This window comes from Plantibacter sp. VKM Ac-2885 (assembly GCF_015351205.1).
In the GTDB taxonomy this organism is placed as follows: Bacteria; Actinomycetota; Actinomycetes; order Actinomycetales; family Microbacteriaceae; genus Plantibacter; species Plantibacter auratus.
This window is the reverse complement of the sequence record NZ_JADKSK010000001.1, coordinates 2,458,874-2,484,433: the sequence shown is the minus strand read 5'-3', so window position 1 is coordinate 2,484,433 and position 25,560 is coordinate 2,458,874. Positions and strand designations below refer to the sequence as shown.

General features: G+C 67.7%; 24 protein-coding genes. 19 read left to right on the top strand and 5 right to left on the bottom strand.

Annotated elements, in window-relative coordinates; all coding sequences use genetic code 11:
* Positions 1-111: 111 nt before the first annotated feature.
* The 11 genes from ftsZ to ITJ66_RS11815 all read left to right on the top strand — a co-directional run bounded on the left by ftsZ (position 112) and on the right by ITJ66_RS11815 (position 11,929).
* Positions 112-1,368 (top strand): cell division protein FtsZ, encoded by a 1,257-nt coding sequence (gene ftsZ, locus ITJ66_RS11865; RefSeq protein ID WP_137241624.1) that lies wholly within the window; start codon positions 112-114, stop codon positions 1,366-1,368.
* On the top strand, positions 1,368-2,078 hold the full coding sequence (locus ITJ66_RS11860; RefSeq protein WP_370582630.1) for a YggS family pyridoxal phosphate-dependent enzyme: 711 nt from the start codon (positions 1,368-1,370) through the stop codon (positions 2,076-2,078). Before ftsZ ends, ITJ66_RS11860 begins: the two co-directional genes overlap by 1 nt.
* A 44-nt stretch (positions 2,079-2,122) precedes the next feature.
* Positions 2,123-2,638 (top strand): cell division protein SepF, encoded by a 516-nt coding sequence (locus ITJ66_RS11855; protein ID WP_064296992.1) that lies wholly within the window; start codon positions 2,123-2,125, stop codon positions 2,636-2,638.
* A 7-nt stretch (positions 2,639-2,645) separates the two neighbouring features.
* Positions 2,646-2,942, top strand: coding sequence for a YggT family protein (locus tag ITJ66_RS11850; RefSeq protein WP_064296991.1), 297 nt, complete (start codon positions 2,646-2,648; stop codon positions 2,940-2,942).
* 174 nt (positions 2,943-3,116) lie between these two features.
* Positions 3,117-3,758, top strand: a complete 642-nt coding sequence (locus ITJ66_RS11845; RefSeq protein WP_079706011.1) for a DivIVA domain-containing protein — start codon at positions 3,117-3,119, stop codon at positions 3,756-3,758.
* Entirely contained in the window at positions 3,718-4,398 is a 681-nt protein-coding gene (lspA, locus tag ITJ66_RS11840) for a signal peptidase II (RefSeq protein WP_079706010.1), read from the top strand. Before ITJ66_RS11845 ends, lspA begins: the two co-directional genes overlap by 41 nt.
* Positions 4,395-5,318 carry an RluA family pseudouridine synthase gene (locus ITJ66_RS11835; protein ID WP_192017907.1) on the top strand — a complete coding sequence of 308 codons (924 nt, stop codon included), beginning with the start codon at positions 4,395-4,397 and terminating at the stop codon, positions 5,316-5,318. The genes lspA and ITJ66_RS11835 overlap by 4 nt, the downstream gene beginning before the upstream one ends.
* 191 nt (positions 5,319-5,509) lie before the next feature.
* Entirely contained in the window at positions 5,510-8,974 is a 3,465-nt protein-coding gene (gene dnaE, locus ITJ66_RS11830; RefSeq protein WP_370582639.1) for a DNA polymerase III subunit alpha, read from the top strand.
* 61 nt (positions 8,975-9,035) lie between these two features.
* Positions 9,036-10,406, top strand: a complete 1,371-nt coding sequence (hisD, locus tag ITJ66_RS11825; RefSeq protein ID WP_194644650.1) for a histidinol dehydrogenase — start codon at positions 9,036-9,038, stop codon at positions 10,404-10,406.
* Entirely contained in the window at positions 10,406-10,888 is a 483-nt protein-coding gene (nrdR, locus tag ITJ66_RS11820; RefSeq protein ID WP_064296987.1) for a transcriptional regulator NrdR, read from the top strand. The genes hisD and nrdR overlap by 1 nt, the downstream gene beginning before the upstream one ends.
* Positions 10,889-10,891: 3 nt before the next feature.
* Positions 10,892-11,929, top strand: coding sequence for a quinone-dependent dihydroorotate dehydrogenase (locus ITJ66_RS11815; protein WP_137241628.1), 1,038 nt, complete (start codon positions 10,892-10,894; stop codon positions 11,927-11,929).
* 69 nt (positions 11,930-11,998) lie between these two features.
* On the opposite strand, the gene ITJ66_RS11810 is transcribed toward ITJ66_RS11815, so the two are convergent.
* Positions 11,999-12,598, bottom strand: coding sequence for a DUF3043 domain-containing protein (locus tag ITJ66_RS11810; RefSeq protein ID WP_064296985.1), 600 nt, complete (start codon positions 12,596-12,598; stop codon positions 11,999-12,001).
* A 43-nt stretch (positions 12,599-12,641) separates the two neighbouring features.
* On the opposite strand from ITJ66_RS11810, the gene ITJ66_RS11805 reads away from it, so the two are divergent.
* The 6 genes from ITJ66_RS11805 to ITJ66_RS11780 all read left to right on the top strand — a co-directional run bounded on the left by ITJ66_RS11805 (position 12,642) and on the right by ITJ66_RS11780 (position 18,228).
* On the top strand, positions 12,642-14,087 hold the full coding sequence (locus tag ITJ66_RS11805) for a dipeptidase (RefSeq protein WP_194644649.1): 1,446 nt from the start codon (positions 12,642-12,644) through the stop codon (positions 14,085-14,087).
* A gap of 106 nt (positions 14,088-14,193) precedes the next feature.
* A complete protein-coding gene (erpA, locus tag ITJ66_RS11800) occupies positions 14,194-14,559 on the top strand; it encodes an iron-sulfur cluster insertion protein ErpA (protein ID WP_064296983.1) in 366 nt (121 codons plus the stop codon).
* 162 nt (positions 14,560-14,721) lie between these two features.
* Positions 14,722-15,624: a cytochrome c oxidase subunit II gene (coxB, locus tag ITJ66_RS11795; protein ID WP_079706003.1), complete on the top strand. Its 903-nt coding sequence runs from the start codon at positions 14,722-14,724 to the stop codon at positions 15,622-15,624.
* Positions 15,621-17,348: a cytochrome c oxidase subunit I gene (gene ctaD / locus ITJ66_RS11790; protein ID WP_085510953.1), complete on the top strand. Its 1,728-nt coding sequence runs from the start codon at positions 15,621-15,623 to the stop codon at positions 17,346-17,348. The genes coxB and ctaD overlap by 4 nt, the downstream gene beginning before the upstream one ends.
* 5 nt (positions 17,349-17,353) lie before the next feature.
* Complete coding sequence (locus ITJ66_RS11785; protein WP_064296980.1) at positions 17,354-17,776, top strand: cytochrome c oxidase subunit 4; 423 nt, start codon at positions 17,354-17,356, stop codon at positions 17,774-17,776.
* Entirely contained in the window at positions 17,776-18,228 is a 453-nt protein-coding gene (locus ITJ66_RS11780) for a GNAT family N-acetyltransferase (RefSeq protein WP_064296979.1), read from the top strand. Before ITJ66_RS11785 ends, ITJ66_RS11780 begins: the two co-directional genes overlap by 1 nt.
* 723 nt (positions 18,229-18,951) lie before the next feature.
* On the opposite strand, the gene ITJ66_RS11775 is transcribed toward ITJ66_RS11780, so the two are convergent.
* From ITJ66_RS11775 to ITJ66_RS11760, 4 genes are read right to left on the bottom strand one after another with little or no spacing between them, the layout of a single operon-like run.
* Positions 18,952-20,586, bottom strand: coding sequence for a ubiquinol-cytochrome c reductase cytochrome b subunit (locus tag ITJ66_RS11775; protein ID WP_064296978.1), 1,635 nt, complete (start codon positions 20,584-20,586; stop codon positions 18,952-18,954).
* Complete coding sequence (locus tag ITJ66_RS11770; RefSeq protein ID WP_064296977.1) at positions 20,583-21,668, bottom strand: ubiquinol-cytochrome c reductase iron-sulfur subunit; 1,086 nt, start codon at positions 21,666-21,668, stop codon at positions 20,583-20,585. Before ITJ66_RS11770 ends, ITJ66_RS11775 begins: the two co-directional genes overlap by 4 nt.
* 35 nt (positions 21,669-21,703) lie before the next feature.
* Positions 21,704-22,549, bottom strand: coding sequence for a cytochrome c (locus tag ITJ66_RS11765; RefSeq protein ID WP_064296976.1), 846 nt, complete (start codon positions 22,547-22,549; stop codon positions 21,704-21,706).
* 18 nt (positions 22,550-22,567) lie between these two features.
* Positions 22,568-23,236, bottom strand: coding sequence for a heme-copper oxidase subunit III (locus ITJ66_RS11760; protein WP_085510949.1), 669 nt, complete (start codon positions 23,234-23,236; stop codon positions 22,568-22,570).
* Positions 23,237-23,380: 144 nt separating this feature from the next.
* Here ITJ66_RS11760 and trpD point away from each other — a divergent pair, with 144 nt between their 5' ends.
* A complete protein-coding gene (gene trpD, locus ITJ66_RS11755; RefSeq protein WP_085510948.1) occupies positions 23,381-24,442 on the top strand; it encodes an anthranilate phosphoribosyltransferase in 1,062 nt (353 codons plus the stop codon).
* Positions 24,443-24,558: 116 nt separating this feature from the next.
* Positions 24,559-25,560, top strand: a complete 1,002-nt coding sequence (gene dhaK, locus ITJ66_RS11750) for a dihydroxyacetone kinase subunit DhaK (RefSeq protein WP_194644648.1) — start codon at positions 24,559-24,561, stop codon at positions 25,558-25,560.

Here is a 25,560-nt window from a genome sequence, read left to right as displayed (position 1 = left end):
GTCCCGACACGGTCGGGGCTGGGCCCTAACGTCGTGCTCAGGACAGAAAATGCATACGCAGCATAACTTTAAACCTTAACTAGAGGTTGAGAGTTCTCACGGAGGCCTGAAGTGACTACAAACCAGAACTACCTCGCCGTCATCAAGGTCGTCGGTATCGGCGGCGGCGGTGTCAACGCGGTCAACCGCATGATCGAGCTCGGCCTCCGAGGCGTGGAATTCATCGCCATCAACACGGACGCGCAAGCGCTGCTGATGAGCGATGCCGACGTCAAGCTCGACGTCGGCCGCGAGATCACCCGCGGCCTCGGCGCCGGTGCCGACCCCGAGGTCGGACGCCGTGCGGCGGAGGATCACGCCGAGGAGATCGAAGAGGCCATCGCCGGCGCCGACATGGTGTTCGTCACCGCCGGTGAGGGTGGCGGTACCGGAACCGGTGGCGCACCCGTCGTGGCGCGGATCGCGAAGTCGATCGGTGCGCTGACCATCGGTGTCGTCACGAAGCCGTTCGGCTTCGAGGGTCGTCGCCGTCAGGCCCAGGCCGAGCTCGGCGTCGCCCGCCTGAAGGAGGAGGTCGACACGCTCATCGTCGTGCCGAACGACCGCCTGCTGGAGATCAGCGACCGCGGGATCAGCATGCTCGAGGCGTTCGCGACCGCCGACCAGGTGCTGCTCGCCGGTGTCCAGGGGATCACCGACCTCATCACCACCCCCGGCCTCATCAACCTCGACTTCGCCGACGTCAAGTCGGTCATGCAGGGGGCCGGCTCCGCCCTCATGGGTATCGGTTCCTCGCGTGGCGCTGATCGTGCCATCAAGGCGGCTGAACTCGCCGTCGCCTCCCCGCTGCTCGAAGCGAGCATCGAGGGCGCCCACGGTGTCCTGCTGTCCATCCAGGGTGGCTCGAACCTCGGCATCTTCGAGATCAACGACGCCGCCAAGCTCGTCCAGGAGGCCGTGCACCCCGAGGCGAACATCATCTTCGGTGCGGTCGTCGACGACACCCTCGGCGACGAGGTGCGCGTGACGGTCATCGCCGCCGGATTCGACGGTGGCGAGCCCCTCACCAGGACGGCTGCTTCACCGGCTGACGCGGTCATCTCCGGCGGCGTCATGAGCACCTCGGACGAGGCGCCCAGCGCTCCGATCAGCACCTCGGCCAACACGGCCTCCGAGTCGTCCGAGCACCGCTCGGCGCCTGCTGCGGCACCGGTCGCCTCGGGTGGCGACTGGGGCTCCAGGCAGAACGCGTCCTCGCCCTTCTCCGGTGCGACGCACCGTCAACCCGATGCGGTCGTCGAGACCGCCGTCGTCGACCCCTCGTTCGACGACGAGGGTGAGCTGGACATCCCCGACTTCCTGAAGTAGTGGGCGACACGATCACCCCGGCCGGGTCGGGCTCTTCGGAGCCCGATCCGGCTCTGCTCGATCGCCTCGCCGCGATCCGCGGCCGCGTCGCAGACGCTGCCCGTGCAGCCGGGCGCGCCGACGAGCCGACACTCATCGTCGTGACGAAGTTCCATCCGGTCGCACTCGTGGAGCAGCTCGCGGCCGCGGGGGTCACCGACGTGGGGGAGAACCGACACCCGGAGGCCCGCGACAAGGCCGAGGTGGCCGCCGGACTCGGGTTGCGGTGGCACTTCATCGGCCAGTTGCAGACGAACAAGGCCAAGCAGGTGCGCCGATACGTCGACGCCGTGCACTCGGTGGACCGTCCCGAACTCCTGCGCGCGCTGTCGTCACCGGACCGCCTCCTCGAGGTGTTCCTCCAGGTGAACCTGACCGACGACCCGGGTCGCGGCGGTGTGGTCGGCGACGAGGCGCTGGAAGCGCTCGCCACGGAGGCGCTCGAAGCCGAAGGCGTCCTCCTGCGAGGCGTGATGGCCGTCGCCCCGCTCGACGAGCCGCCGGCCGCCGCGTTCGCGCGGGTCGTCGCGGCGTCCGCGCGGGTGCGATCCCTCGCTCCGCAGGCCGACGGCCTGTCGATCGGGATGAGCCACGACTACGTCGAGGCGATCGAAGCGGGCGCGACACACCTACGCATCGGCACGGCAATCACCGGGAATCGTCCGGTGTGACGTTAATCTCGAAGGTGCAAGGACCGCAGATCACGGAGGAAACGATGTCGAACCCACTGAAGAAGACCATGGTGTACCTCGGGCTCGCCGACGATGATCTCGAGTACGAGCAGCAGCACGCTGCCCAGGCCGAGCCCACGCAGCAGGCCGAGCCTCGCCGGGCAGAACGTCCCGAGCGCGCAGAGCGTGTCGAGCGCGTCGAGAAGGCCGCTCCGGTGACCCCGCTGCGCAAGCCGGTCCCGGTCCGTCAGCCGGTCGCCCCGAGCTCCGACCTCAACGAGATCCTCACGGTGCACCCCAAGCAGTACCGCGACGCTCAGATCATCGCCGAGAGCTTCCGCGACGGTGTCCCGGTCATCATCAACCTCTCCCAGATGAGCGACGGCGACGCCCGACGCCTCATCGACTTCGCCAGTGGCCTCTCGCAGGGCCTCTACGGGAAGATCGAGCGAGTGACGAGCAAGGTCTTCCTGCTCTCGCCCGAGCACGTCGCCGTTTCCGGCGACAACGGGCAGGGCGCACCGGAAGCGACCGAGGCGACCTTCTTCGCTCAGTCATAATCGAGGGGTGGCTTCTCTCATCTCCGTGATCGGCACGATCCTCTATCTCGCGCTGCTCCTGTACTTCTTCGTCCTCTGGGCGCGGTTCATCCTCGACCTGGCTCGGGTACTCCGCCCGCAGTGGCGACCGTCGGGCGTCGGCCTGGTCCTCGCCGAGCTCAGTTTCACGGTCACCGACCCGCCGATCCGGTTCTTCCGCCGTGTCCTGCCGCGCGTCGCGGTCGGTCCCGTCGCGCTCGACTTCGGTTGGACGCTGACGATGCTGTGTTGCATCATCGCGATGACGCTCGTCCAGCTCCTGTAGCCGCCGACGTCGGTGCCCGCGGAGGGTTCACGACGATTGTGCGGCTACGATAGAACGCCCGTCACCTGACGGGAAGCTCCGACGCTGACAACATGTCTCACCCACTGGGTCAGACTTTGCTAGCGTGGGGGCGTTGTACACAGATTTTCGATTCGACAGTGAAGGTGGTTCGCTATGGCGCTCACTCCCGAAGACGTGGTCCAGAAGCGGTTTCAGCAGACCAAGTTCCGCGAAGGCTACGACCAGGACGAGGTGGACGACTTCCTCGACGAGGTCGTCGTCGAGCTGCGTCGCCTCATCCAGGAGAAGGACGAGGTCCAGCAGAAGCTGACCGCGGCCGAGGCCAAGGTCGCCGAGCTGCAGAAGGGCGGCTCCTCCGCTCCCGCCGCGCTCGCAAAGGCTGAGCCCGCTCCCGCACCGGCTCCGGTCGTCGCACCCGCAGCGGCTCCCGCCGCCGAGTCGACCGACAACACGGCCGAGAGCTCCAACAACCTCCTGCAGCTGGCCCGCCGCCTGCACGACGAGCACGTCGCAGAGGGCGCTCAGCGTCGCGACGCACTCATCGCCGAAGGTCACGCGACCGCGGCACGCGTCGTCGCCGAGGCCGAGGCCAAGCAGCGCGCACAGATGCAGATCCTCGAGCAGGAGCGCTCCGTGCTGGAGCACAAGATCGACGAGCTGCGCAACTTCGAGCGTGAGTACCGCTCGCAGCTCCGCGGCTACATCGAGGGTCAGCTGAAGGACCTCGACGCCTCGTCGTCGAGCTCCGCACCCGATGCGAAGTCCGGCGTCACCGCCGACAGCGCAGCGGTCTAGCGCAGACACCCGGTTGTCTCCCGCATCACCGTCGAAGGCCAGCGCCAGGACTCTTGCAGTCCTGGCGCTGGTTGCCGTCGTGGCCTATTCGGCCGATCAGTTCACCAAGTTCCTCGTCACCACCAACCTGACGGTCGGTGAGTCCGTCCCCGTCTTCGGACAGGCGCTGGTCCTGTACTTCGTCAAGAACTCGGGTGCCGCCTTCTCGCTGGGGGCCGGCTACACCTGGATCTTCTCGATCCTCGCCGCGGTCGTCGTCGTCGTCATCGTCTGGTTCGCGCGCCGCATCCGTTCGCGTGCGTGGGCGATCGTCTTCGGTCTGCTCCTCGGCGGCGTGCTCGGCAATCTGACCGACCGCCTCTTCCGAGAGCCGTCCTTCGGCCTCGGCCACGTCGTCGACTTCATCTCGACGCCCTGGATGCTCCCCGCGATCTACAACGTGGCCGACATCTGCATCGTGGTCAGCATGGCGCTGTTCATCCTCCTGACGCTCTTCGGTGTCAACCTCGACGGCACGCGCACGACGCGAGCGAGTGAACGAGCCGCCCAGGAGGCGGAGGACCGCGAGGCCGAAGCCGACGCGGCCGTCCTCGATCCTGCGGAGCCTGGCGACGCGAGCCCGGACGCAGGTCGCCCGTGAACGAGTCCCGCAGTCTGTACGTCCCCGACGGACTCGACGGCGAGCGCGTCGACGCCGGACTCGCCAAGCTCCTGGGCTTCTCGCGCAGCTACGCTGCCGAGGTGGCCTTGGCCGGCGGTGTCACCATGAACGGGAAGTCGGTCGACAAGTCCGATCGCCTGCTCGGCGGCGCCTGGCTCGAGATCGAATGGACGCCTCGGCGGGAGGCCGTGATCGTCCCGATCGCCGTCCCCGACCTCGGCATCGTCCACGACGACGACGAGATCGTCGTCGTCGACAAGCCTGCGGGCGTCGCGGCGCATCCCTCGGTCGGTTGGGAGGGCCCGACGGTGCTCGGCGCCCTCGCGGCGGCGGGCTTCCGTATCTCGACCTCGGGAGCCGCCGAGCGCGCGGGCATCGTCCATCGGCTGGACGCCGGGACGAGCGGCCTCATGGTCGTCGCGAAGACCGAGCGGGCCTACACCTGGCTCAAGCGGGCCTTCCACGACCGCGAGGTCGAGAAGATCTACCGCGCTGTGGTGCAGGGGCATCCCGATCCACTCGCCGGCACCATCGACGGACCGATCGGCCGCCATCCGCGTCACGACTGGCGGTTCGCCGTGACCGCCGACGGCAAGCCGTCGATCACGCACTACGAGACGCTCGAGGCGTTCCCGTACGCCTCGCTGCTCGAGGTGCATCTGGAGACCGGCCGCACCCACCAGATCCGCGTGCACATGGCGGCCCAGCGGCACCCCTGCGTCGGCGACGCGATGTACGGAGCAGACGCTGCGCTCTCAGCGCGGCTGGGGCTGAACCGCCAGTGGCTCCACGCCACGAAGCTCGGGTTCGCCCACCCGGCCACGGGGGAGTTCGTGCGGTTCGAGGCTGCCTATCCGGCGGACCTCCAGCACGCCCTGTCCGTGCTCGAACTCGACTGAGCCGACGCCCAGCCCTCCCGTCGCCATGCGTGACGACGTCGCAGGAGTCGACCGTCAGCGGTGACGGTTAGGCTGGATCACAGACCACCTCGGCGTCCGCGCCGAACCCCACAGCACGATCCCCGGAGGCGCCGTCCGTGCCCACGTCCACCGATTCGTTCGTCCATCTGCACGTCCACAGCGAGTATTCGATGCTCGACGGAGCAGCCCGCGTGAAGCCGCTCATCCAGGCCGCGGTCGAGCAGGGGATGCCCGCCGTCGCCGTGACCGACCACGGCAACATGTTCGGCGCCTTCGACTTCTGGCGCACGGCGACCGATGCCGGAATCAAGCCGATCATCGGAACCGAGGCGTACATCACCCCGGGGACCGCGCGCGGCGACCGGACGCGGATCAAGTGGGGCGACGGTGGGGGAGACGACGTCTCCGGCGCCGGCGCCTACACCCACATGACCTTGCTCTCTGAGACGACCGAGGGGATGCACAACCTCTTCCGGCTCTCGTCGAAGGCGTCGATCGAGGGGTACTACTTCAAGCCGCGCATGGACCGCGAGATCCTGAGCCAGTACAGCGCCGGCCTCATCGCGACGACCGGCTGCCCGAGCGGCGAGGTGCAGACGAGACTCCGTCTCGGCCAGTACGACGAGGCGGTCAAGGCCGCTGCGGACTTCCGCGACATCTTCGGCGCGGAGAACTACTTCTGCGAGATCATGGACCACGGGCTCGGGATCGAGCGCCGGGTCATGGCCGACCTCATCAGGCTGTCGAAAGACCTCGGTCTCCCGCTCCTCGCGACGAACGACCTCCACTACACGCACGCCGCGGACGCCAAAGCGCACGCCGCCCTCCTCTGCGTGCAGTCCGGTTCCACGCTCAACGACCCGAACCGCTTCAAGTTCGACGCCGACGAGTTCTACCTGAAGTCCGCGGACGAGATGCGCCGGCTGTTCCGCGAGTATCCCGAGGCGTGCGACAACACCCTCGCGATCGCCGAGCGGTGCGACGTCGCCTTCGACACCTCGGCCAACTACATGCCGCGCTTCCCCGTGCCGGAGGGGGAGAACGAGGAGAGCTGGTTCATCAAAGAGGTCGAGACCGGGCTGAACCTGCGGTACCCGAACGGGATCCCCGCCGACGTCCGGGAACGGGCGAACTACGAGACGCGCGTCATCGTGCAGATGGGCTTCCCCGGGTACTTCCTCGTCGTCGCCGACTTCATCCAGTGGTCGAAGCGCAACGGCATCCGGGTCGGTCCTGGTCGTGGTTCCGGTGCCGGTTCCATGGCGGCGTATGCGATGCAGATCACCGACCTCGACCCACTCCGCCACGGCCTCATCTTCGAGCGGTTCCTCAACCCCGACCGCGTGTCGATGCCCGACTTCGACGTCGACTTCGACGACCGTCGCCGCGGCGAGGTCATCAAGTACGTCACCGAGAAGTACGGCGACGAGCGCGTCGCGCAGATCGTCACGTACGGCACCATCAAGGCCAAGCAGGCGCTCAAGGACTCGTCGCGCGTCCTCGGCTTCCCGTTCGGCATGGGCGACAAGCTGACGAAGGCCATGCCGCCGGCGGTCATGGGCAAGGACATCCCGCTCGAGGGCATCCTCGACACCAAGCACCCGCGGTACAAGGAGGCGGTCGATCTCCGTGGCATCCTCGACACCGACCCGGAGGCGCGGACCGTCTTCGAGACCGCGCTCGGCATCGAGAACCTGAAGCGCCAGTGGGGCGTGCACGCGGCCGGCGTGATCATGTCGAGCGACCCGCTCATCGACATCATCCCGATCATGAAGCGCGAGCAGGACGGCCAGATCGTCACGCAGTTCGACTACCCGGCGTGCGAGTCCCTCGGATTGATCAAGATGGACTTCCTCGGGTTGCGCAACCTGACGATCATCAACGACGCACTCGACAACATCAAGAGCAACCGCGACATCGAACTCGTCCTCGAAGACCTCGAACTCGACGACCGCGGTGCGTACGAACTCCTGTCCCGAGGCGACACCCTCGGGGTGTTCCAGCTCGACGGCGGACCGATGCGCGCGCTGCTGCGCCTCATGAAGCCCGACAACTTCGAGGACATCTCGGCGCTGATCGCCCTGTACCGGCCCGGGCCGATGGGCGCGAACTCGCACACGAACTACGCGCTGCGGAAGAACGGCCTACAGGAGATCACCCCGATCCACCCGCAGCTCGAGGAACCGCTCTCCGAGATCCTGTCGACGAGCTACGGCCTCATCATCTACCAGGAGCAGGTGATGGCGATCGCGCAGAAGGTCGCCGGCTTCTCCCTCGGGCAGGCCGACATCCTCCGTCGTGCGATGGGTAAGAAGAAGAAGTCCGAACTGGACAAGCAGTTCGAGGGCTTCTCCGGCGGCATGGTCGCGAACGGCTTCTCGATGGAGGCCGTCAACAAGCTGTGGGAGATCCTCCTCCCGTTCTCGGACTACGCGTTCAACAAGGCGCACTCCGCCGCCTACGGGGTCATCTCCTACTGGACGGCGTACCTCAAGGCGCACTACCCGGCCGAGTACATGGCCGGTCTGCTGACGAGTGTCGGCGACTCCAAGGACAAGATGGCGCTCTACCTCAACGAGTGCCGCCGCATGGGGATCCAGGTCCTGCCGCCCGACGTCAACGAGTCCATCGGGTTCTTCGCCGCAGTCGGGGAGGACATCCGGTTCGGTCTGGGTGCCGTCCGCAACGTCGGTTCGAACGTCGTGGAGCTCATCCGGCAGGCACGCGAGCGCGAGGGCCGGTTCACCTCGTTCCACGACTTCCTCCGCAAGGTGCCGTTGCCGGTGGCGAACAAGCGGACCATCGAGTCGCTCATCAAGGCCGGCGCGTTCGACTCCATGGGCGACAGCAGACGTGCGCTCTACGAGATCCACGAGGACGCCGTCGACTCGGTCGTGAAGGACAAGCGTGCCGAGGCGTCCGGGAGCATCGGCTTCGACTTCGACAGCCTGTTCGCCGAGGTCGGCGAGGTGCCGCTCGCGAGCGTCCCCGCGCGTCCCGACTGGAGCAAGCGCGACAAGCTCAACTTCGAACGGGAGATGCTGGGGCTGTACGTCTCGGACCACCCGCTGGCCGGACTCGAGATCGAGTTGGCGAAGCACGCCACGACGACCATCACCGACCTCATGACCTCCGAGGGCATGGACGGCGAGACCGTCGTGATCTCGGGGCTCGTCACGAGTGTCCAGCATCGGATCGCCAAGGCCTCCGGCAACCAGTACGGCATGATCCAGGTCGAGGACTTCGGCGGCGAGATGACCGCCATGTTCATGGGTAAGGCGTATCAGGAGTTCGCCTCCGAACTCGTCGGCGACTCGATCGTCGTGGTCCGCGGACGGGTCAGTGTCCGAGACGACGGGATGAACCTCCACGCGTACAGCATCTTCTCGCCCGAACTGCCCGAGGCCGGTGCCGACCGCATGCTCCAGCTGTCGATGGCCGACGCCCGGGCGACGACCGAGACGGTGACCACGCTGAGCGACGTGCTGACGCGGCACGCTGGGTCGACCGAGGTCCGATTGAAGCTCATCCGAGGCGAGATCGCGCGGGTGTTCGAGCTGCCCCATCGCGTCAGTCTCTCGTCCGGACTCTTCGGCGAGCTGAAGTCCCTGCTCGGCCCGAACTGTCTCGGCTGACCCCGCTCGGAGGCGGGCGGCAGCCGGGACGGACCGCTGCGGACGATAGGCTGTGACGGCCATGATCACCACCATTGACCTCAGGGGAGTGCGGCCGAGCCGCACCGAGCTCCTGGACATGCTGCCCCGTCCCGTCGTCGACATCACCGCGGCAGCGCATGCCGCGCAGGCGCTGATCGACGCCGTCCGAGCGGACGGTTCCGAGGCCCTCTTGGCGCAGGCAGACCGGTTCGACGGGGGACGCCCCGAGCGGATCCGCGTCCCACAGGCCGAGATCGACGCCGCCGTCACGGCACTCGGGCCGGCCGTGCGCGCCGCGCTCGTGGAGGCCATCGACCGGGTCCGGACCGCCACGAGAGCGCAGGTCCCGCCGGAGCGCACGACCGAGCTCGCCGACGGCGCGACCGTCGTGCAGCGCTGGGCCCCGGTCGGCCGTGTCGGCCTCTACGTCCCGGGCGGGAAGGCCGTCTACCCCTCGAGTGTCGTCATGAACGTCGTGCCGGCCCAGGAGGCCGGCGTCGGTTCCGTGGCGCTCGCTTCGCCCCCGCAGCGCGAGTTCGGCGGCCGCGTCCACCCGACGATCCTCGGTGCCGCAGGGTTGCTCGGGGTGACCGAGGTCTACGCCATGGGCGGCGCCGGAGCGATCGGTGCGTTCGCCTACGGGGTACCCGACCTCGCCCTCGACCCGGTCGACGTCGTGACCGGTCCCGGCAACATCTTCGTGGCGGCCGCCAAACGCCTCGTGAAGGGGCAGGTGGGGATCGACGCCGAGGCCGGGACCACCGAGATCCTGGTCATCGCGGACGCCGGCGCCGATGCCCGGCTCGTCGCAGCCGACCTCGTCAGCCAGGCGGAACACGACGAGGCGGCGGCATCGCTGCTCGTCACCGACAGTGCTGCGCTCGCCACCGCGGTGGAGGAGTGGCTGCAGCGGCACGCCGCAGGCACACGTCACGGAGCGCGCGTCGTCGAGGCCCTGGGCGGGCCGCAATCGGCGATCGTGCTCGTCGACGACCTCGAGGCCGCCGTGGCGTTCAGCAATGCGTACGGACCGGAGCACCTCGAGGTGCAGACACGCGACCCGGAGTCGCTCCTCGGCGCCATCACCAACGCCGGCGCGATCTTCCTCGGCGACCACACCCCGGTGAGCCTCGGGGACTACCTGGCCGGGTCGAACCACGTCCTCCCGACGGGCGGCCAGGCACGGTTCTCCTCGGGCCTCGGAGCGTTCACCTTCCTCCGGCCGCAGCAGGTCGTCCGGTACGACGAACCGGCGCTCCGTCAGGTCGCGGCCCACATCGTCGCCCTCTCGGGCTCGGAGGACCTGCCGGCGCACGGTGAGGCGGTGACGGCCCGGTTCGGGCTCGTCGATGCCGAGATCCGTGCGGCGGACGACACCGCCGCCCCCACCACCCCCGAGGGAGCCCGCTGATGTACTGCCCGTTCTGCCGCCATCCGGATTCCCGTGTGATCGACTCGCGCACCAGCGACGACGGACTCGCCATCCGCCGACGCCGGCAGTGCCCCGAGTGCGGGAGGCGCTTCAGCACCATGGAGACCTCGAGTCTCGGCGTGATCAAGCGTTCCGGCGTGGTGGAGCCCTTCAGCCGGGAGAAGGTCGTGAGTGGTGTCCGCAAGGCCTGCCAGGGCCGCCCGGTGACGGACTCCGACCTCGCCGTGCTGGCTCAGCGGGTGGAGGAGTCCATCCGCGCCACCGGCGCGTCGCAGATCGACGCGAACGACATCGGTCTGGCGATCCTCGCGCCGTTGCGGGAGCTGGATGAGGTCGCGTACCTCCGCTTCGCCAGTGTGTACCAGGCCTTCGAGTCGCTCGACGACTTCGAGTCCGCGATCGCGCTGCTCCGCGTCGAGCACGCTTCCGGTGCCGCCCCCGTGCCGTCCGAGGAGCTCTGAGCCGTGTACCGCTTCCTCTTCTCGCAGGTGCTGTCCAAGCTCGATCCCGAACGCGCACACCACCTGGCCTTCGACGTCATCCGCTCGCTTCCCGCGACCGGCTTCGGCCCCGTCATCAGGCGCTGGACGGCGCCGCGACTCGACCAGTCGGTGGAGACGCTGGGGCTGCGGTTCGAGACCCCGTTCGGTGTCGCCGCCGGCTTCGACAAGGACGGCAAGGGCGTCCTCGGCCTCGGACTCCTCGGGTTCGGCCATGTCGAGGTGGGCACGATCACGGCGATCCCGCAGCCGGGCAACCCCAAGCCCCGGCTGTTCCGACTCATCGCCGATCGGGCGGTCGTCAACCGCATGGGCTTCAACAACGGGGGAGCCGACCAGGCCAGGCGTCGGCTCGAACGGACCGCGCGGGTGAGCCGCCGACCCGTCCTCGGCGTGAACATCGGCAAGAGCCGTGTCGTGGACGTCGCCGACGCCACGGCCGACTACGTCCGGAGCGCGACGCTCCTCGCGCCCGTGGCCGACTACCTCGTGGTCAACGTCAGCTCGCCGAACACCCCTGGGCTCCGCGGCCTCCAGGAGCTCGACCAGCTCGCGCCGCTGCTCGAGGCCGTCCGCGCCGCCGCCGGTTCGACGCCGTTGCTCGTCAAGATCGCGCCCGACCTGAGCGATGCGGAGGTCGACCGCATCGCAGAGCTGGTCGTCGAACTCGGCCTGGACGGCGTCATCGCGACGAACACGACCATCTCGCGCGACGGACTGACCACCGATCCCGCCATCGTCGAGGCGGCCGGGGCCGGCGGACTGTCCGGTGCACCGCTGGCCGCCCGCTCGCTCGTCGTCCTGCGGCGCATCCGGGCCATCGTGCCCCCGGAGTTGTGCGTCATCTCGGTCGGGGGCGTCGACACCGCCGAAGACGTCCAGGAGCGCTTGGACGCAGGAGCAACCCTCGTGCAGGGCTACACGGCGTTCCTCTACCGCGGGCCGCTCTGGGCGAGGCACATCAACCGCGGGCTCGACCGGCTGGCTCGAACCGGCCGCTGAGCGGCACCACGCGTCATCGACGACGAACGCCCGCCGGTCTGGGACCGGCGGGCGTTCGGTTTCGTGGGACTACTTGTTGGGGAACTGGCCGCGCTTGACCTGCGGCTTGGGCAGGCGGAGCGGGCGCAGCTGCAGCGCTCGCATGGCGGCGTACCAGCGCACGCCGCGCTCGTCCTGCCCGAACTTCGCCCGCAGCGCCTTCCGGACGCGGAAGCCGAGGAAGAAGCAGTCGGCGATCGCGATGATGAAGAATACCCAGAGGGTGAGCATGCCGTAGACCTGGATCTCGGGCACCGGCATGAAGGTGAGGATGATCACGAGGAACATCACCGGGATCATGAACTCGCCGATGTTGAACCGGGCGTCGACGTAGTCGCGGACGAACTTCTTCTGCGGACCGCGCTCGCGTGCCGGGAGGAACTTGTCGTCGCCGGCGGCCATGCCGGCCTGCGCCCGCCGCCGTGCCTCGGCCTGCTGCGCCTTCGCCGCCTTCGAGGCCTCCTTGCGGTCGGAGGGGACGAGCGGACGCTTGTTCTGCGCCTCGCGTTCCGCCCGTGAGGGGGTGGGTCGACCCTTCGCCTCCTTGGCTCCGCGGGCGAGGCGCTCAGCCGTCTGCGCTGCGGTCTCGACGATCGGCTCTGATGCCGGGGTGCTCTGCTGTTTGGCCACGATGGAACGTCCTTGATTCGGGGATTCCCTTAAGATTACTCGCATGACGACAGGTACCACGACGGAATCGACCCAAGACCCACGCAACGACCAGGAAGTCCTCGCTCGGCTGCGCGAATCCGTCGCCGGTGCGTTGCCGTCCTCGATCGCCGATCTGTCGGCGCTCGTCCGCATCCCCTCGGTGTCGTGGTCGGCGTTCGACGCGGCCGAGGTGGCGCGGAGTGCCGAAGCGGTCGCGGAGCTCGCCCGCGGTCTCGGTGTCTTCGACGAGGTCTCGGTGCGCCGGTCCGCCATCGACGGCGGAGCGGAGCTCGGACAGCCCGCCGTGCTGGCCCGCCGCGAACCACGGAACGGCCGACCGACCGTGCTGCTCTACGCGCACCACGACGTCCAGCCCCCCGGAAGCGACGACAAGTGGGACTCGCCGCCGTTCGAGCCGACCGTCCGCGACGGCCGCATCTACGGACGGGGCGCGGCTGACGACAAGGCCGGCGTCATGTCCCACATCGCCGCGATCCGAGCCGTCACCGAGGTCCTCGGCTCCGACCTCGACCTCGGTATCGTGCTGTTCATCGAGGGCGAGGAGGAGTTCGGCTCACGATCCTTCGGCTCCTTCCTGGAGGAGCACCGCGACACCCTCGCGGCGGACGTGATCGTCGTCGCCGACAGCGACAACTGGGACGAGCGGACACCGGCGCTGACGATCGGTCTGCGTGGCAACGTCACGTTCCGGCTGCGCGTGAAGACCCTCGACCACGCCTCCCACTCCGGGATGCTCGGGGGAGCGGTGCCGGACGCGATGCTGGCCACGGTCACCCTGCTCGCGACCCTGTGGGACGCGGACGGTTCGGTGGCGGTCGACGGACTCACCTCGCACGACGCCGTCACCCCGGAGTTCGACGAGGCGCAGCTCCGCGCCGAGTCCGGACTGTCCGAGGGGGTCTCGCCCATCGGACGCGGCTCCATCCTCAGCCGGATCTGGTCGCAGCCCGCGATCACCGTCACGGGCATCGACGCACCGTCGGTGGCCAACGCCTCGAACACGCTCATCCCGGAGGTGTCGGTGCGCATCAGTGCGCGGATCGCCCCCGGGCAGGATCCGGCCGAGGCCTACCGTGCACTCGAGGCCCACCTCCTCGCCAACAGCCCGTTCGGCGCACAGCTGACGATCGACGAGGTCGACCAGGGGAGCCCGTTCCTCGTGGACACGAGCGGTTGGGCCGTCGCCGAGGCGAAGCGCGCCATGGCCGACGCCTGGGAGGTCGAGCCCGTGGAGACGGGCGTCGGCGGATCGATCCCGTTCATCGCCGACCTCGTCCGGGTCTTCCCGGACGCCCAGATCCTCGTCACCGGTGTCGAGGACCCGCACTCGCGCGCCCACAGCCCGAACGAGTCGCTGCACCTCGGCGTCTTCCAGAAGGCGATCCTCACGGAGGCGGTGCTCCTCGCTCGCCTGGCGGCCGCACCCCGCCCGTCCGCCGACGCGTAGTCGGCGCCGGACGCCCCGCCGGAACCACGGGGTGCGTCCGGCGCGGCAGGCGGTAGAATCTCACACAGGCGTCGACCCGGCGCCGCCAGACCTCGCGAGGAGCATCATGAGCGACACCATCCTGACCGAGACCAAGATCGACGCGGCTCACGGCGTCGGCCTGTCCGACACGGCGGCGCAGAAGGTCAAGAGCCTCCTCGAGCAGGAGGGTCGCGACGACCTCCGTCTCCGCGTGGCCGTCCAGCCGGGTGGGTGCTCGGGCCTCATCTACCAGCTGTACTTCGACGAGCGCATGCTCGACGGCGACGCCACGGTCGACTTCGACGGTGTCGAGGTGATCGTCGACAAGATGAGCGTCCCCTACCTCGACGGCGCCAAGATCGACTTCGAGGACACCATCCAGAAGCAGGGGTTCACCATCGACAACCCCAATGCCGAGGGCAGCTGCGCCTGCGGCGACAGCTTCCACTGAGCCAGATTCTTCCTGAAGGGGAAATTACCCGGTCGCGGGTGGTTTCCCCTTCGTCATTCCGGTCACGATCCCGCACCGCGGACGCGAATGGTCCGGCGTTCACCGCCCATCCCCACTAGACTGGGGGGCGATCCACAGGTGTGTATTCGAAAGGTTTCAGAGGTGCGCTCGACTCGTCGTCTCAGATGGGCTGCCATTCCGGTCGCAGCCACACTCGCCATAGTCCTGGCGGGTTGTACGCAGGCGGAACTGCATGGTTACCTGCCGGGATTCGTCGAGGGCGAATCTCCCGTCACGAACCACACGGACCGCATCGCGGGCCTGTGGGTGACGGCATGGCTGGTGCTGCTCGCAGTCGGTGTCATCACGTGGGGGCTCATCATCTGGGCCGTCATCGTGTACCGACGTCGCAAGGGGCAGACCGGTCTCCCGGTCCAGCTGCGGTACAACATGCCGATCGAGATCTTCTACACGATCGTCCCGCTCATCCTGGTCCTCGGCTTCTTCGCCTTCACGGCACGCGACCAGAACGCGATCGAGACCCAGTACGAGGATCCCGACGTGGCCATCGAGGTCTTCGCCAAGCAGTGGGCGTGGGACTTCGTGTACGACGAGGCCGTCAACGGCCAGGACGTCTGGACCGCAGGCGTGCAGGCCGATGAGAAGCCCGGTGGCGTCATCGACCAGGACGCCCTCCCCACGCTCTACCTGCCCGTCGGCAAGACGGTGAAGATCGCGCTGCAGTCGCGCGACGTCATCCACTCCTTCTGGGTCATCGACTTCCTCTACAAGAAGGACATGATCCCGGGCAAGACGAACTACATGTCCTTCACCCCTGAGCGCGAGGGCACGTACGCCGGTAAGTGCGCCGAGCTCTGCGGCGAGTACCACTCGCTCATGCTCTTCAACGTGAAGGTCGTCTCGCAGGCCGAGTACGACAAGCACCTCGAAGACCTGGCCGAGTCGGGCAACATCGGCGACTACGGCACGGAATACGATCGCAACAGCAACCTCCCCGGCACCAAGGCGCCGGCAGGTCTCGAAGAGCACGGAGACGGGGAATGACCTCCACCACGCTTCCCGCAGGCCAGGCGAGCGTCGTCGGACGCACCTCGGTCGAGCGCAAGGGCAACATCCTGGTCAAGTGGATCACCTCCACCGACCACAAGACCATCGGGTACATGTACCTGATCGCCTCGTTCATCTTCTTCTGCCTCGGCGGCGTGATGGCGCTCATCATCCGTGCCCAGCTCTTCGAGCCCGGCGGCACGATCGTGGAGACGAAGGAGCAGTACAACCAGCTCTTCACGATGCACGGCACGATCATGCTCCTCATGTTCGCGACGCCGCTCTTCGCCGGGTTCGCGAACGCGCTCATGCCGCTGCAGATCGGCGCACCGGACGTCGCCTTCCCGCGACTGAACGCCTTCGCGTTCTGGCTCTACGCCTTCGGTAGCCTCATCGCCGTCGGTGGCTTCCTGACCCCGCAGGGTGCCGCCGCCTTCGGCTGGTTCGCCTATGCGCCACTGTCGAGTACGACGTTCTCGCCAGGGCTCGGAGGCAATCTCTGGGTCCTCGGCCTGGCGCTCAGCGGCTTCGGCACCATCCTCGGTGGCGTCAACTTCATCACCACGATCATCACGATGCGCGCTCCCGGCATGACGATGTTCCGCATGCCGATCTTCACGTGGAACGTCCTCGTGACGTCCATCCTCGTCCTGATGGCGTTCCCGGTGCTCGCAGCGGCCCTCTTCGGCCTTGCCGCGGACCGCGTGTTCGACGCCCACATCTACGACGCGGCCAACGGCGGCGTCATCCTGTGGCAGCACCTGTTCTGGTTCTTCGGGCACCCCGAGGTCTACATCATCGCGCTGCCGTTCTTCGGCATCGTGTCCGAGATCTTCCCGGTGTTCAGCCGCAAGCCGATCTTCGGCTACAAGACCCTGATCTACGCGACGATCGCGATCGCGGCCCTCTCCGTGACGGTGTGGGCACACCACATGTACGTCACCGGATCGGTGCTCCTGCCGTTCTTCGCCCTCATGACGATGCTCATCGCGGTTCCGACCGGCGTGAAGATCTTCAACTGGCTGGGCACGATGTGGCGCGGTTCGGTCACCTTCGAGACCCCGATGCTCTGGTCGATCGGCTTCCTGATCACCTTCGTCTTCGGTGGACTCACCGGTGTCATCCTCGCTTCGCCGCCGCTCGACTTCCACGTCTCCGACTCCTACTTCGTCGTGGCGCACTTCCACTACGTCGTGTTCGGCACGGTCGTGTTCGCCATGTTCGCCGGCTTCTACTTCTGGTGGCCGAAGTGGACGGGCAAGATGCTCAACGAGAAGCTCGGCTACTGGCACTTCTGGCTGCTCTTCATCGGCTTCCACACGACGTTCCTCATCCAGCACTGGCTGGGCGTCATCGGGTTCCCGCGCCGCTACGCGACGTACTCGCCCGAGGACGGCTTCACCTGGATGAACCAGCTGTCGACCGTGGGCTCCTTCATCCTCGCCATCTCGCTGCTGCCCTTCTTCCTGAACGTGTACATCACGATCCGGAAGGCTCCGCGAGTCACCGAGGACGACCCGTGGGGTTACGGGGGATCGCTCGAGTGGGCGACCAGCTCGCCCCCGCCGCGTCACAACTTCGTCTCCATCCCGCGCATCCGCTCGGAGCGCCCGGCCTTCGACCTCCACCACCCCGAGGTCGGTATCCCGGTCGGCGTCGGTCCCGCGAAGGACGCGCCTGACGCACCCACGCTCGACCTCGACGCCGGAAAGGTGAAGTAGCCGCCATGCGCGCCAATATCATCCTCTTCACGATCCTGACGGTGTTCTGCGCCCTCCTCTGCGCGGTCTACACGGTGTGGTCGCTCGTCGACCCGCTGCACGGCCGGGTCGAATGGGTCGGCACGGTCACCCTGGCTCTCGCCGCGATCCTGAGCGCCTTCCTCGGCTTCTACCTCAGCCGGGTGCACAAGAGCCAGGGCGCCGAGCTCCCCGAGGACACGCTGACGGCCAACATCGACGACGGCGACCCGGAGATCGGGCACTTCAGCCCGTGGAGCTGGTGGCCCATCATCCTCGCCGGTGCGTGCGGTCTGCTCGTACTCGGTCTGGCGGTCGGGTTCTGGATCGCGATCATCGGCATCCCGCTGGTCGTCATCGCGGTCGTCGGTTGGAACTACGAGTACTACCGCGGATACTTCGCACGCTGATGGTCGCCTCGTTCAGCATCCGTCGTGGTCAGCCCGACGACCGTTCAGCCGTCTTCGCGCTGGCCGGCCAGCTGATCACCGGGTCCATCCCGCCTGCTGCGGACGACTTCATGGCGGCGTACAACAACGTCATGCGCCCTCGTGAAGACGAGACCAACGTGCTGTACGTCGCGGTCGACGAAGCGAACCGCGTTGTCGGATACACCCTGATGACGGTGTCGCGGCTGCTGCACGCGGCCGGCCTGACCGCCCACCTGCAGGAGCTCGTCGTCGACGAGACCGCCCGCGGCGCCGGCATCGGATCGGCCCTTGTCGAGGCGAACGAGCACTACGCCGTCGAGCGCGGTGCGCGCCAGCTGACGATGTCCACCTCTCGAGCCGGCGACTTCTATCGTCGTCTCGGCTACAACGTGACGGCGGAGTTCTACAAGAAGATCCTCCCGCTGGGCTGATCCCCAAGCTGTCATCGAAGAGCCCCCGAGCCATGCTCGGGGGCTCTTTCGTGTTCTGGTGCTCGCCTGGACGTGGAGAACAAGCAGTCGGCATTGGTTCGCGCACCCGCCCCCGAAGGTCGTGATCGTCACCCTTCCGTCCGGCGAGGCTGCTCCCGGTGGGCAGCCGTACTGGTGACGCCTCCTCATGCCTGATAGACCGGGGGAGCGCCCGCCGGTCCCTGAGGCTGTCGAGGGGCACACGCCGCTCGCAGAGGATTCAGGGTGTGTATCAACGAGACCTGGCGCAGAGGGGGAACCTGGCGCTGAGCCTGTCCGGTGGCACACGCTTCTGCAAACGACCCAGGGTGCGTACGAAGAGACCTGGCGCAGGCAGTCCGGTCCCTGAGCCCGTCGAAGGGCAGCAGTAGTCCGGTGTCTCCTCAGTACGGCCCCGATCACCCTGGGTCGGGAACGTCGCCCCCGGGGCCGGTCGATCGGCTCCCCTCGTCTGCTGTCGCGCAGGAATGCGGCAACCGCGGTGAGCGAACGCGGGTCCCTGAGCTTGTCGAAGGGCTCCACCTCATCCGCAGCGACGTTCGGCGCCCTGAGAACGGGGGAGAGGGGCTGCACGGACGTCCGCTATCGCACGCGTCTTGTCGCGGCGCAGTTCGGCGATCCCCGCCCGCAACGACGAAAGCCCCGCAGTCCGTGAGGACTGCGGGGCTTTCCAGGGGGATCCGCCTAGTGGTGGTCGCCGTGGGAACGTTCGATCTCCGTGTTCGTGACCGGAGCGATCCGATCCTCGAAGAACCAGCGGGACATCGCGGCTCGAGCCTTCTGGACGCCGGTGATCTTGCCCTTGGCGTTCGGACGGATCATCAACGGCTTGTGGTCGTCGTAGCTCGCGAGGCGCCAGCGCTCGTACTCGTCGACGGGCTCGTGGACCTCGATGAACTCGCCACCGGGGAGGCGGACGATGCGCCCGGTCTCGTAGCCGTGGAGGAGGATCTCGCGATCCTTCTTCTGCAGCGCCAGGCAGGTGCGCTTCGCGATGAAGTAGGCGATGAACGGTCCGAGGATGAGGATCGCCTGCAGGGTGTGGATCACGCCCTCCATCGTCACCTTGAAGTGCGTGGCGATGATGTCCGAGCTCGCAGCAGCCCAGAGAGCGGCGTAGAAGGTGACACCGGCAGCACCGATGGCGGTGCGGGTCGGCGCGTTGCGCGGACGGTCAAGGATGTGGTGCTCGCGCTTGTCACCCGTGATCCACGCCTCGACGAACGGGTAGATGAACACCGTGACGATGAACAGACCCAGCACGAGGACGGGAAGGATGATGTTGAACGAGAACGTGTGATCCCAGAGGACGAACTCGAGGTGCGGCGGAACCAGTCGGAGCGCGCCGTCGGCGAACCCGATGTACCAGTCAGGCTGCGTACCCGCCGAGACCGGGGAGGGGTCGTACGGTCCGTAGTTCCAGATCGGGTTGATCGTGAACAGTGAGGCGATGAGCATCACGACACCGAAGACGATGAAGAAGAAGCCACCGGCCTTCGCCGCGTAGACGGGGAGGACGGGGAACCCGACCACGTTCTGCTCGGTGCGACCAGCGCCCGGGAACTGTGTGTGCTTGTGCACGACGACGAACACCAGGTGCAGGGCGATGAAGAGCAGCACCAGCGCCGGCAGGAGCAGGATGTGGAGCGTGTAGAGCCGGCCGACGATGTCGGTGCCCGGGAACTCTCCACCGAACAGCAGGAAGGTCGTCCACGTACCGATGATGGGCAGACCCTTGACCATGCCGTCGATGATCCGCAGACCGTTACCGGAGAGCAGGTCGTCGGGCAGCGAGTACCCGGTGAAGCCCTCGGCCATGGCCAGGATGAACAGGACGAAGCCGATCACCCAGTTCAGCTCACGCGGCTTGCGGAACGCACCGGTGAAGAAGATGCGCAGCATGTGCAGGCCGATGGACGCCACGAACAGTAGAGCCGCCCAGTGGTGCACCTGACGCATCAGGAGGCCGCCGCGGATGTCGAAGGAGATGTCGAGCGTCGACGCCATGGCGACGGACATCTCGATGTTCTTCAGCGGGACGAAGGAGCCGTCGTAGTGGACCTCCGCCATCGATGCCTGGAAGAAGAAGGTGAGGAAGGAGCCCGACAGCAGGATGATGACGAAGCTGTAGAGCGCGACCTCACCGAGGAGGAACGACCAGTGGTCGGGGAAGATCTTGCGGCCGAACTCCTTGACGGCGACCGAGATGGACGTCCGCTCTTCGAGGTAGTTCGCTGCGGCGCCGGTGAATCCACCGGAGCTCTTCGCCGGAGCGGCCTTGGCCTGCTCAGGGGCGCGTGTTGCGGTCGAGGTGCTCAATGACGCTCCCAGAAGCTCGGGCCGACAGGTTCGTGGAAGTCGCTCCGCGCGACGAGGTAGCCCTCGTCGTCGACGGTGATCGGCAGCTGCGGAAGCGGCCGGGCGGCCGGTCCGAAGATGACCGCGCAGTGGTTCGTGACATCGAACTGCGACTGGTGGCAGGGGCAGAGGAGGTGGTGCGTCTGCTGCTCGTAGAGCGCGACAGGGCAACCGACGTGCGTGCACACCTTGGAGTAGGCGACGATGCCGTCGTAGGACCAGTCCTTCTTGGACTCCTCCTCGACGAGGTCTTCGGGCTTCAGCCGCATGAGCAGCACGATCGCCTTGGCCTTCTCGTTGAGGACGTGGTCGGCCTCGTGAAGGTTCTCGGGGATCACGTGGAACGCGCTGCCGAGGGTCACGTCGGACGCCTTGATGGGCGTACCGGACGGGTCGCGGGCGAGGCGCGTGCCTTCCTTCCACATCGTGTGCTGCATGAGCTCGACGGGGTCTTCGTCGTACGGCGCGAGACCGCGGAACAGCGCGATGCCCGGGAGCGGGAAGACGATGAGGGAGCCGATGAGGCTGTTGCGGATGAGCGCGCGTCGTCCGATGCCGGACTCGACGTTCGCCTGGTGCATGATCTCCACCGCGCGATCGCGGCTGACCTGGTTGCCGCCGACCTTGTGACGGTAGTCGATGCCTTCTTCGTCGTGCATGAGGGCCTTGCCCCAGTGCACGGCGCCGATACCGATCGCGAGCAGGGCCAACGCCATGCCGAGACCGATGAACAGGTTGTTCAGGCGGACCGAGGCGATGTCCTCGGGCTCGATCGGGAACGCCATGTAGGCGGCGACCGCCCAGACGCTGCCGGCGATCGACAGGTAGAAGAGGGTGTAGACGGCGCGCTCGGCCCGCTTGTCCTTCTTGGGGTCGAGGTCCGTCACGCGCTTCCGGTGCGGAGGCAGTCCGGGGTCGACGACGGCGTCGCGGGAGATGACCCCGGTACCGGTCGCGACCTGCAGCTCCTGCCCGTGGGCGGACGGATCGGCAGACGAGTCGGCGGCTGGGTGACCCGAGCCGCTCGAGTTGTCGTGAGCCATGGTGCTCCTTCTTACGTGTTGTCGATCCGCGTCGGTCAGTTCGACTTCGCGGTGATCCAGACGGTGAGGGCCACGATCGAGCCGAGGCCGAAGATCCAGAGGAACAGGCCCTCGGAGACGGGGCCGAGCGAGCCGAGGTCGTTGCCGCCCGGTGACGGGTTCTTCTCCATGAACTTGAGCGCGGTGATGATGTCGCGCTTGTCCTCGGGGGAGAGGTTCATGTCATTGAAGACGGGCATGTTCTGCGGGCCGGTGATCATGGCCTCGTAGATGTGGGCCGCGCTGACGCCGACGAGCGAGGGAGCGTACTTGCCCTCGGTCAGGGCGCCACCGGCGGCTGCGACGTTGTGGCACATCGCGCAGTTGATGCGGAAGAGCTGTGCGCCGTTGGAGGCGTCGCCCTCACCGTCGAGGTACTGCTCCTCGGGGATCTCCGGGCCGGGTGCGACCGAGGCGACGTACGCCGCGAGGGAGGAGATCTGCTCCTCGGTGAACTGCACGGGCTTCTCCGGGGCCTGCGGGCCCTGGTTCTGCAGCGGCATCCGGCCGGTGCCGACCTGGAAGTCGACGGCGGCGGCACCGACGCCGAGGAGGCTCGGTCCGGCGGTCGTGCCCTGCATGTCGAGGCCGTGGCAGGTGGCGCAGTTCGCGGAGAAGAGCTTCTCGCCCTCGTCGACGGAGGCCTGCGACTTGGCAGCGGCGACGGGCTCTGCGCTGGCCGTGCTGACGCTGACGGCTGCGTAGGCGCCACCGGTCACGAGGAGGCCGATCGCGAGCAGCGCCGCCGAGGCGAACGGGCTGCGGCGGCCGCTCTTGCGCGTGGCGCGGGCGGCCTTCTTGGACGCCTTGGTGGTCGTCGTCTGGGTGGGGTCAGTCTTCATGGAGTCAGTCATTCCGGGTCAGCGCAGGATGTAGATGACGAAGTAGAGGCCGATCCACACGACGTCGACGAAGTGCCAGTAGTACGAGACGACGATGGCGCTCGTCGCCTCCTTGTGGCCGAATCGTTTGACGGCGTAGGCACGGCCGATCACGAGGAGGAAGGCGATGAGGCCACCGGTCACGTGCAGGCCGTGGAAGCCGGTCGTGAGGTAGAACGCCGAGCCGTACGCGTTCGAGCTGAGGGAGATGCCCTCGCTGACGAGCGTCGCGTACTCGAGGATCTGGCCGGAGACGAACACGGCGCCCAGGGCGTAGGTGAGGAAGAACCACTCGACCATGCCCCACTTGCGCGGGCTCCAGCCCGTCATGCGGGGCTGCATGCGCTCCGCTGCGAAGACGCCGAACTGGCACGTGAACGACGAGGACACGAGGATGATCGTGTTGATCGTCGAGTACGGGACGTTCAGGCGACCGGCTTCGGCCGCCCACAGCTCGGGAGCCATCGATCGCAGCGTGAAGTAGATCGCGAAGAGGCCGGCGAAGAACATGACCTCGCTGCCCAGCCAGACGATCGTTCCAACCGCGACCGTGTTCGGTCGGTTGATCCGGGGCGCGCTCGGCGCAAGGTTGATTGAGGTGCTCGTCACCCCTCCATTATGGCCGAAAGCCGGAGCGGTTTTTCGCATTTCGGGGGCGGCGAGCACGCTCGGATCAGTAAGGCTAGCCTTATTTCCTGACCGGAATCTTCGGTTCTGCTGCGGGATTCATGTGATCTTCGCCTCCACAGGCCGCTCGAGGCGTCGGCGAGTCGCGCTTGTAAGATCGTCGACATGCCTCTCACGACCTGGCCGACGCTCATCGGCGACCTGCTCGCCGGAACCGATCTCAGTGTGTCGGAGTCGACGTGGGCGATGGAACGGATCATGACCGGTCAGGTGACGGACGCCCAGCTGGCCGGCTTCCTCATCGCGTTGCGTCGGAAGGGGGAGACGGTGGACGAGATCGTCGGGTTCCGCGACGCGATCCTCGACCACGCGAAGCCGCTCGTCGCCCCGTCTCGGGCCCTCGACATCGTCGGCACCGGCGGCGACCGCTTCGGCACGGTCAACATCTCGACGACCGCGTCCATCGTCGCGGCCGCGACGGGCATCCCGGTCATCAAGCACGGCAACCGCGCGGCGAGCTCCGCCTCGGGATCGAGCGACGTGCTCTCGGCGCTCGGCGTCGACCTCGCCCTGCCGACGGACCTGGTGGGGGAGGTGCTGGCGTCGACGGGCATCACCTTCGCGTACGCGGCGGCGTTCCACCCCGGTTTCGGCCACGCAGGGGCGGTTCGTGCGGAGCTCGGCGTGCCGACGGTCTTCAACTTCCTGGGCCCGCTCGTCAACCCGGCCCGCCCGGAGGCGTCGGCGGTCGGCGTCGCGCACGCCGACCGCATCCCGTTGTTCGTGGGCGTCTTCCAGACGCGCGGGGCGACCGCCCTCGTCTTCCGGGGCGACGACGGACTCGACGAACTGACGACGACGGGACACAGCCACCTCTGGGAGATCACCCGCGGAGCCGTCACCGAGCACGACCTGGATCCCCGGGAACTCGGCATCCGCCGTGCGTCGATCGACGATCTGATCGGCGGCGACGCCCAGCACAACGCCGGTGTCGTGCGCGCCACGCTCGCCGGCGAGGAGGGGCCGGTCCGCGACATCGTCCTGCTGAACGCGGCGGCCGGGATCGTGGCGTTCGAGCTGTCGGAGGATCCGACGCAGGCCCAGCGGCCGATCCTCGAGCGGTTCGCCGCAGCGCTCGTGTCCGCCGCGGCCGTCGTCGACTCGGGTGCGGCGACTGCGACACTCGACGCCTGGGTGGACGCCACCCGCACGCTCGGCTCGCGCTGATCCGCGCCGTGGCCGGGTCTTCCGGCCCTATCGGCGGTGGGCCGCAGCGCGTAGGTTGAGACCCGATGCCGGCGTACCCGGTCGGCGGACCCGAACCGATCTTGCAGGAGGATTCAATGAAGAAGCTCATCAATGATCCCAAGGGCGTCGTCGTCGAGGCGGTGGCCGGATTCGGCGCCGCGCACCCCGACCTCGTCACCGTGTCGCTCGACCCGGTGTTCATCGCCCGAGCCGATGCCCCGGTCGCCGGGAAGGTGGGGATCGTGAGCGGCGGCGGCAGCGGGCACGAGCCCCTCCACGGCGGGTTCGTCGGATTCGGGATGCTCGACGCCGCCGTACCAGGCCCGGTGTTCACCTCGCCCACTCCGGACCCCATCCTCGCCGCCACGAAGGCGGTGGACGGTGGTGCCGGCGTCCTGCACATCGTCAAGAACTACACGGGCGACGTCCTCAACTTCGAGACCGCGGCGGACCTCGCGCTGGCCGAGGGCATCGAGGTGCGGTCGGTCATCGTCGACGACGACGTCGCGGTGAAGGACTCGCTCTACACGGCGGGGCGACGGGGTGTCGCCGGCACCGTCCTCGTGGAGAAGCTCGCCGGCGCACGTGCCGAGGCCGGGGGAGGACTCGACGAGGTCGCCGACCTCGCGACGAAGGTCAACGAGCGCACCCGCACGATGGGCGTGGCACTCACCCCGTGCGTCGTCCCGCACGCGGGCGAGCCGAGTTTCACCCTGGCCGACGACGAGATCGAGATCGGCATCGGGATCCACGGTGAGCCCGGTCGTGAACGCATCCCGCTGGAGCCCGCCGACCGGATCGTCGACCGCCTGCTCGCCGCCATCCTCGAAGACCTGCCGTACGCCTCGGGCGAGCGGGCCCTCGTCCTGGTGAACGGGATGGGCGGGACGCCGCAGGTCGAGCTCTTCATCGTCTTCCGCCGCGTGGCCGAGGCGCTCGCGGAGCGCGGGATCGAGGTGGCACGGTCGCTCGTGGGGAACTACACGACCAGCCTCGAGATGCAGGGTGTGTCGATCACCCTCCTGAAACTCGACGACGAACTGATCGAATTGTGGGACGCCCCGGTGCAGACCGCGGCGCTCCGGTGGGGACGGTAG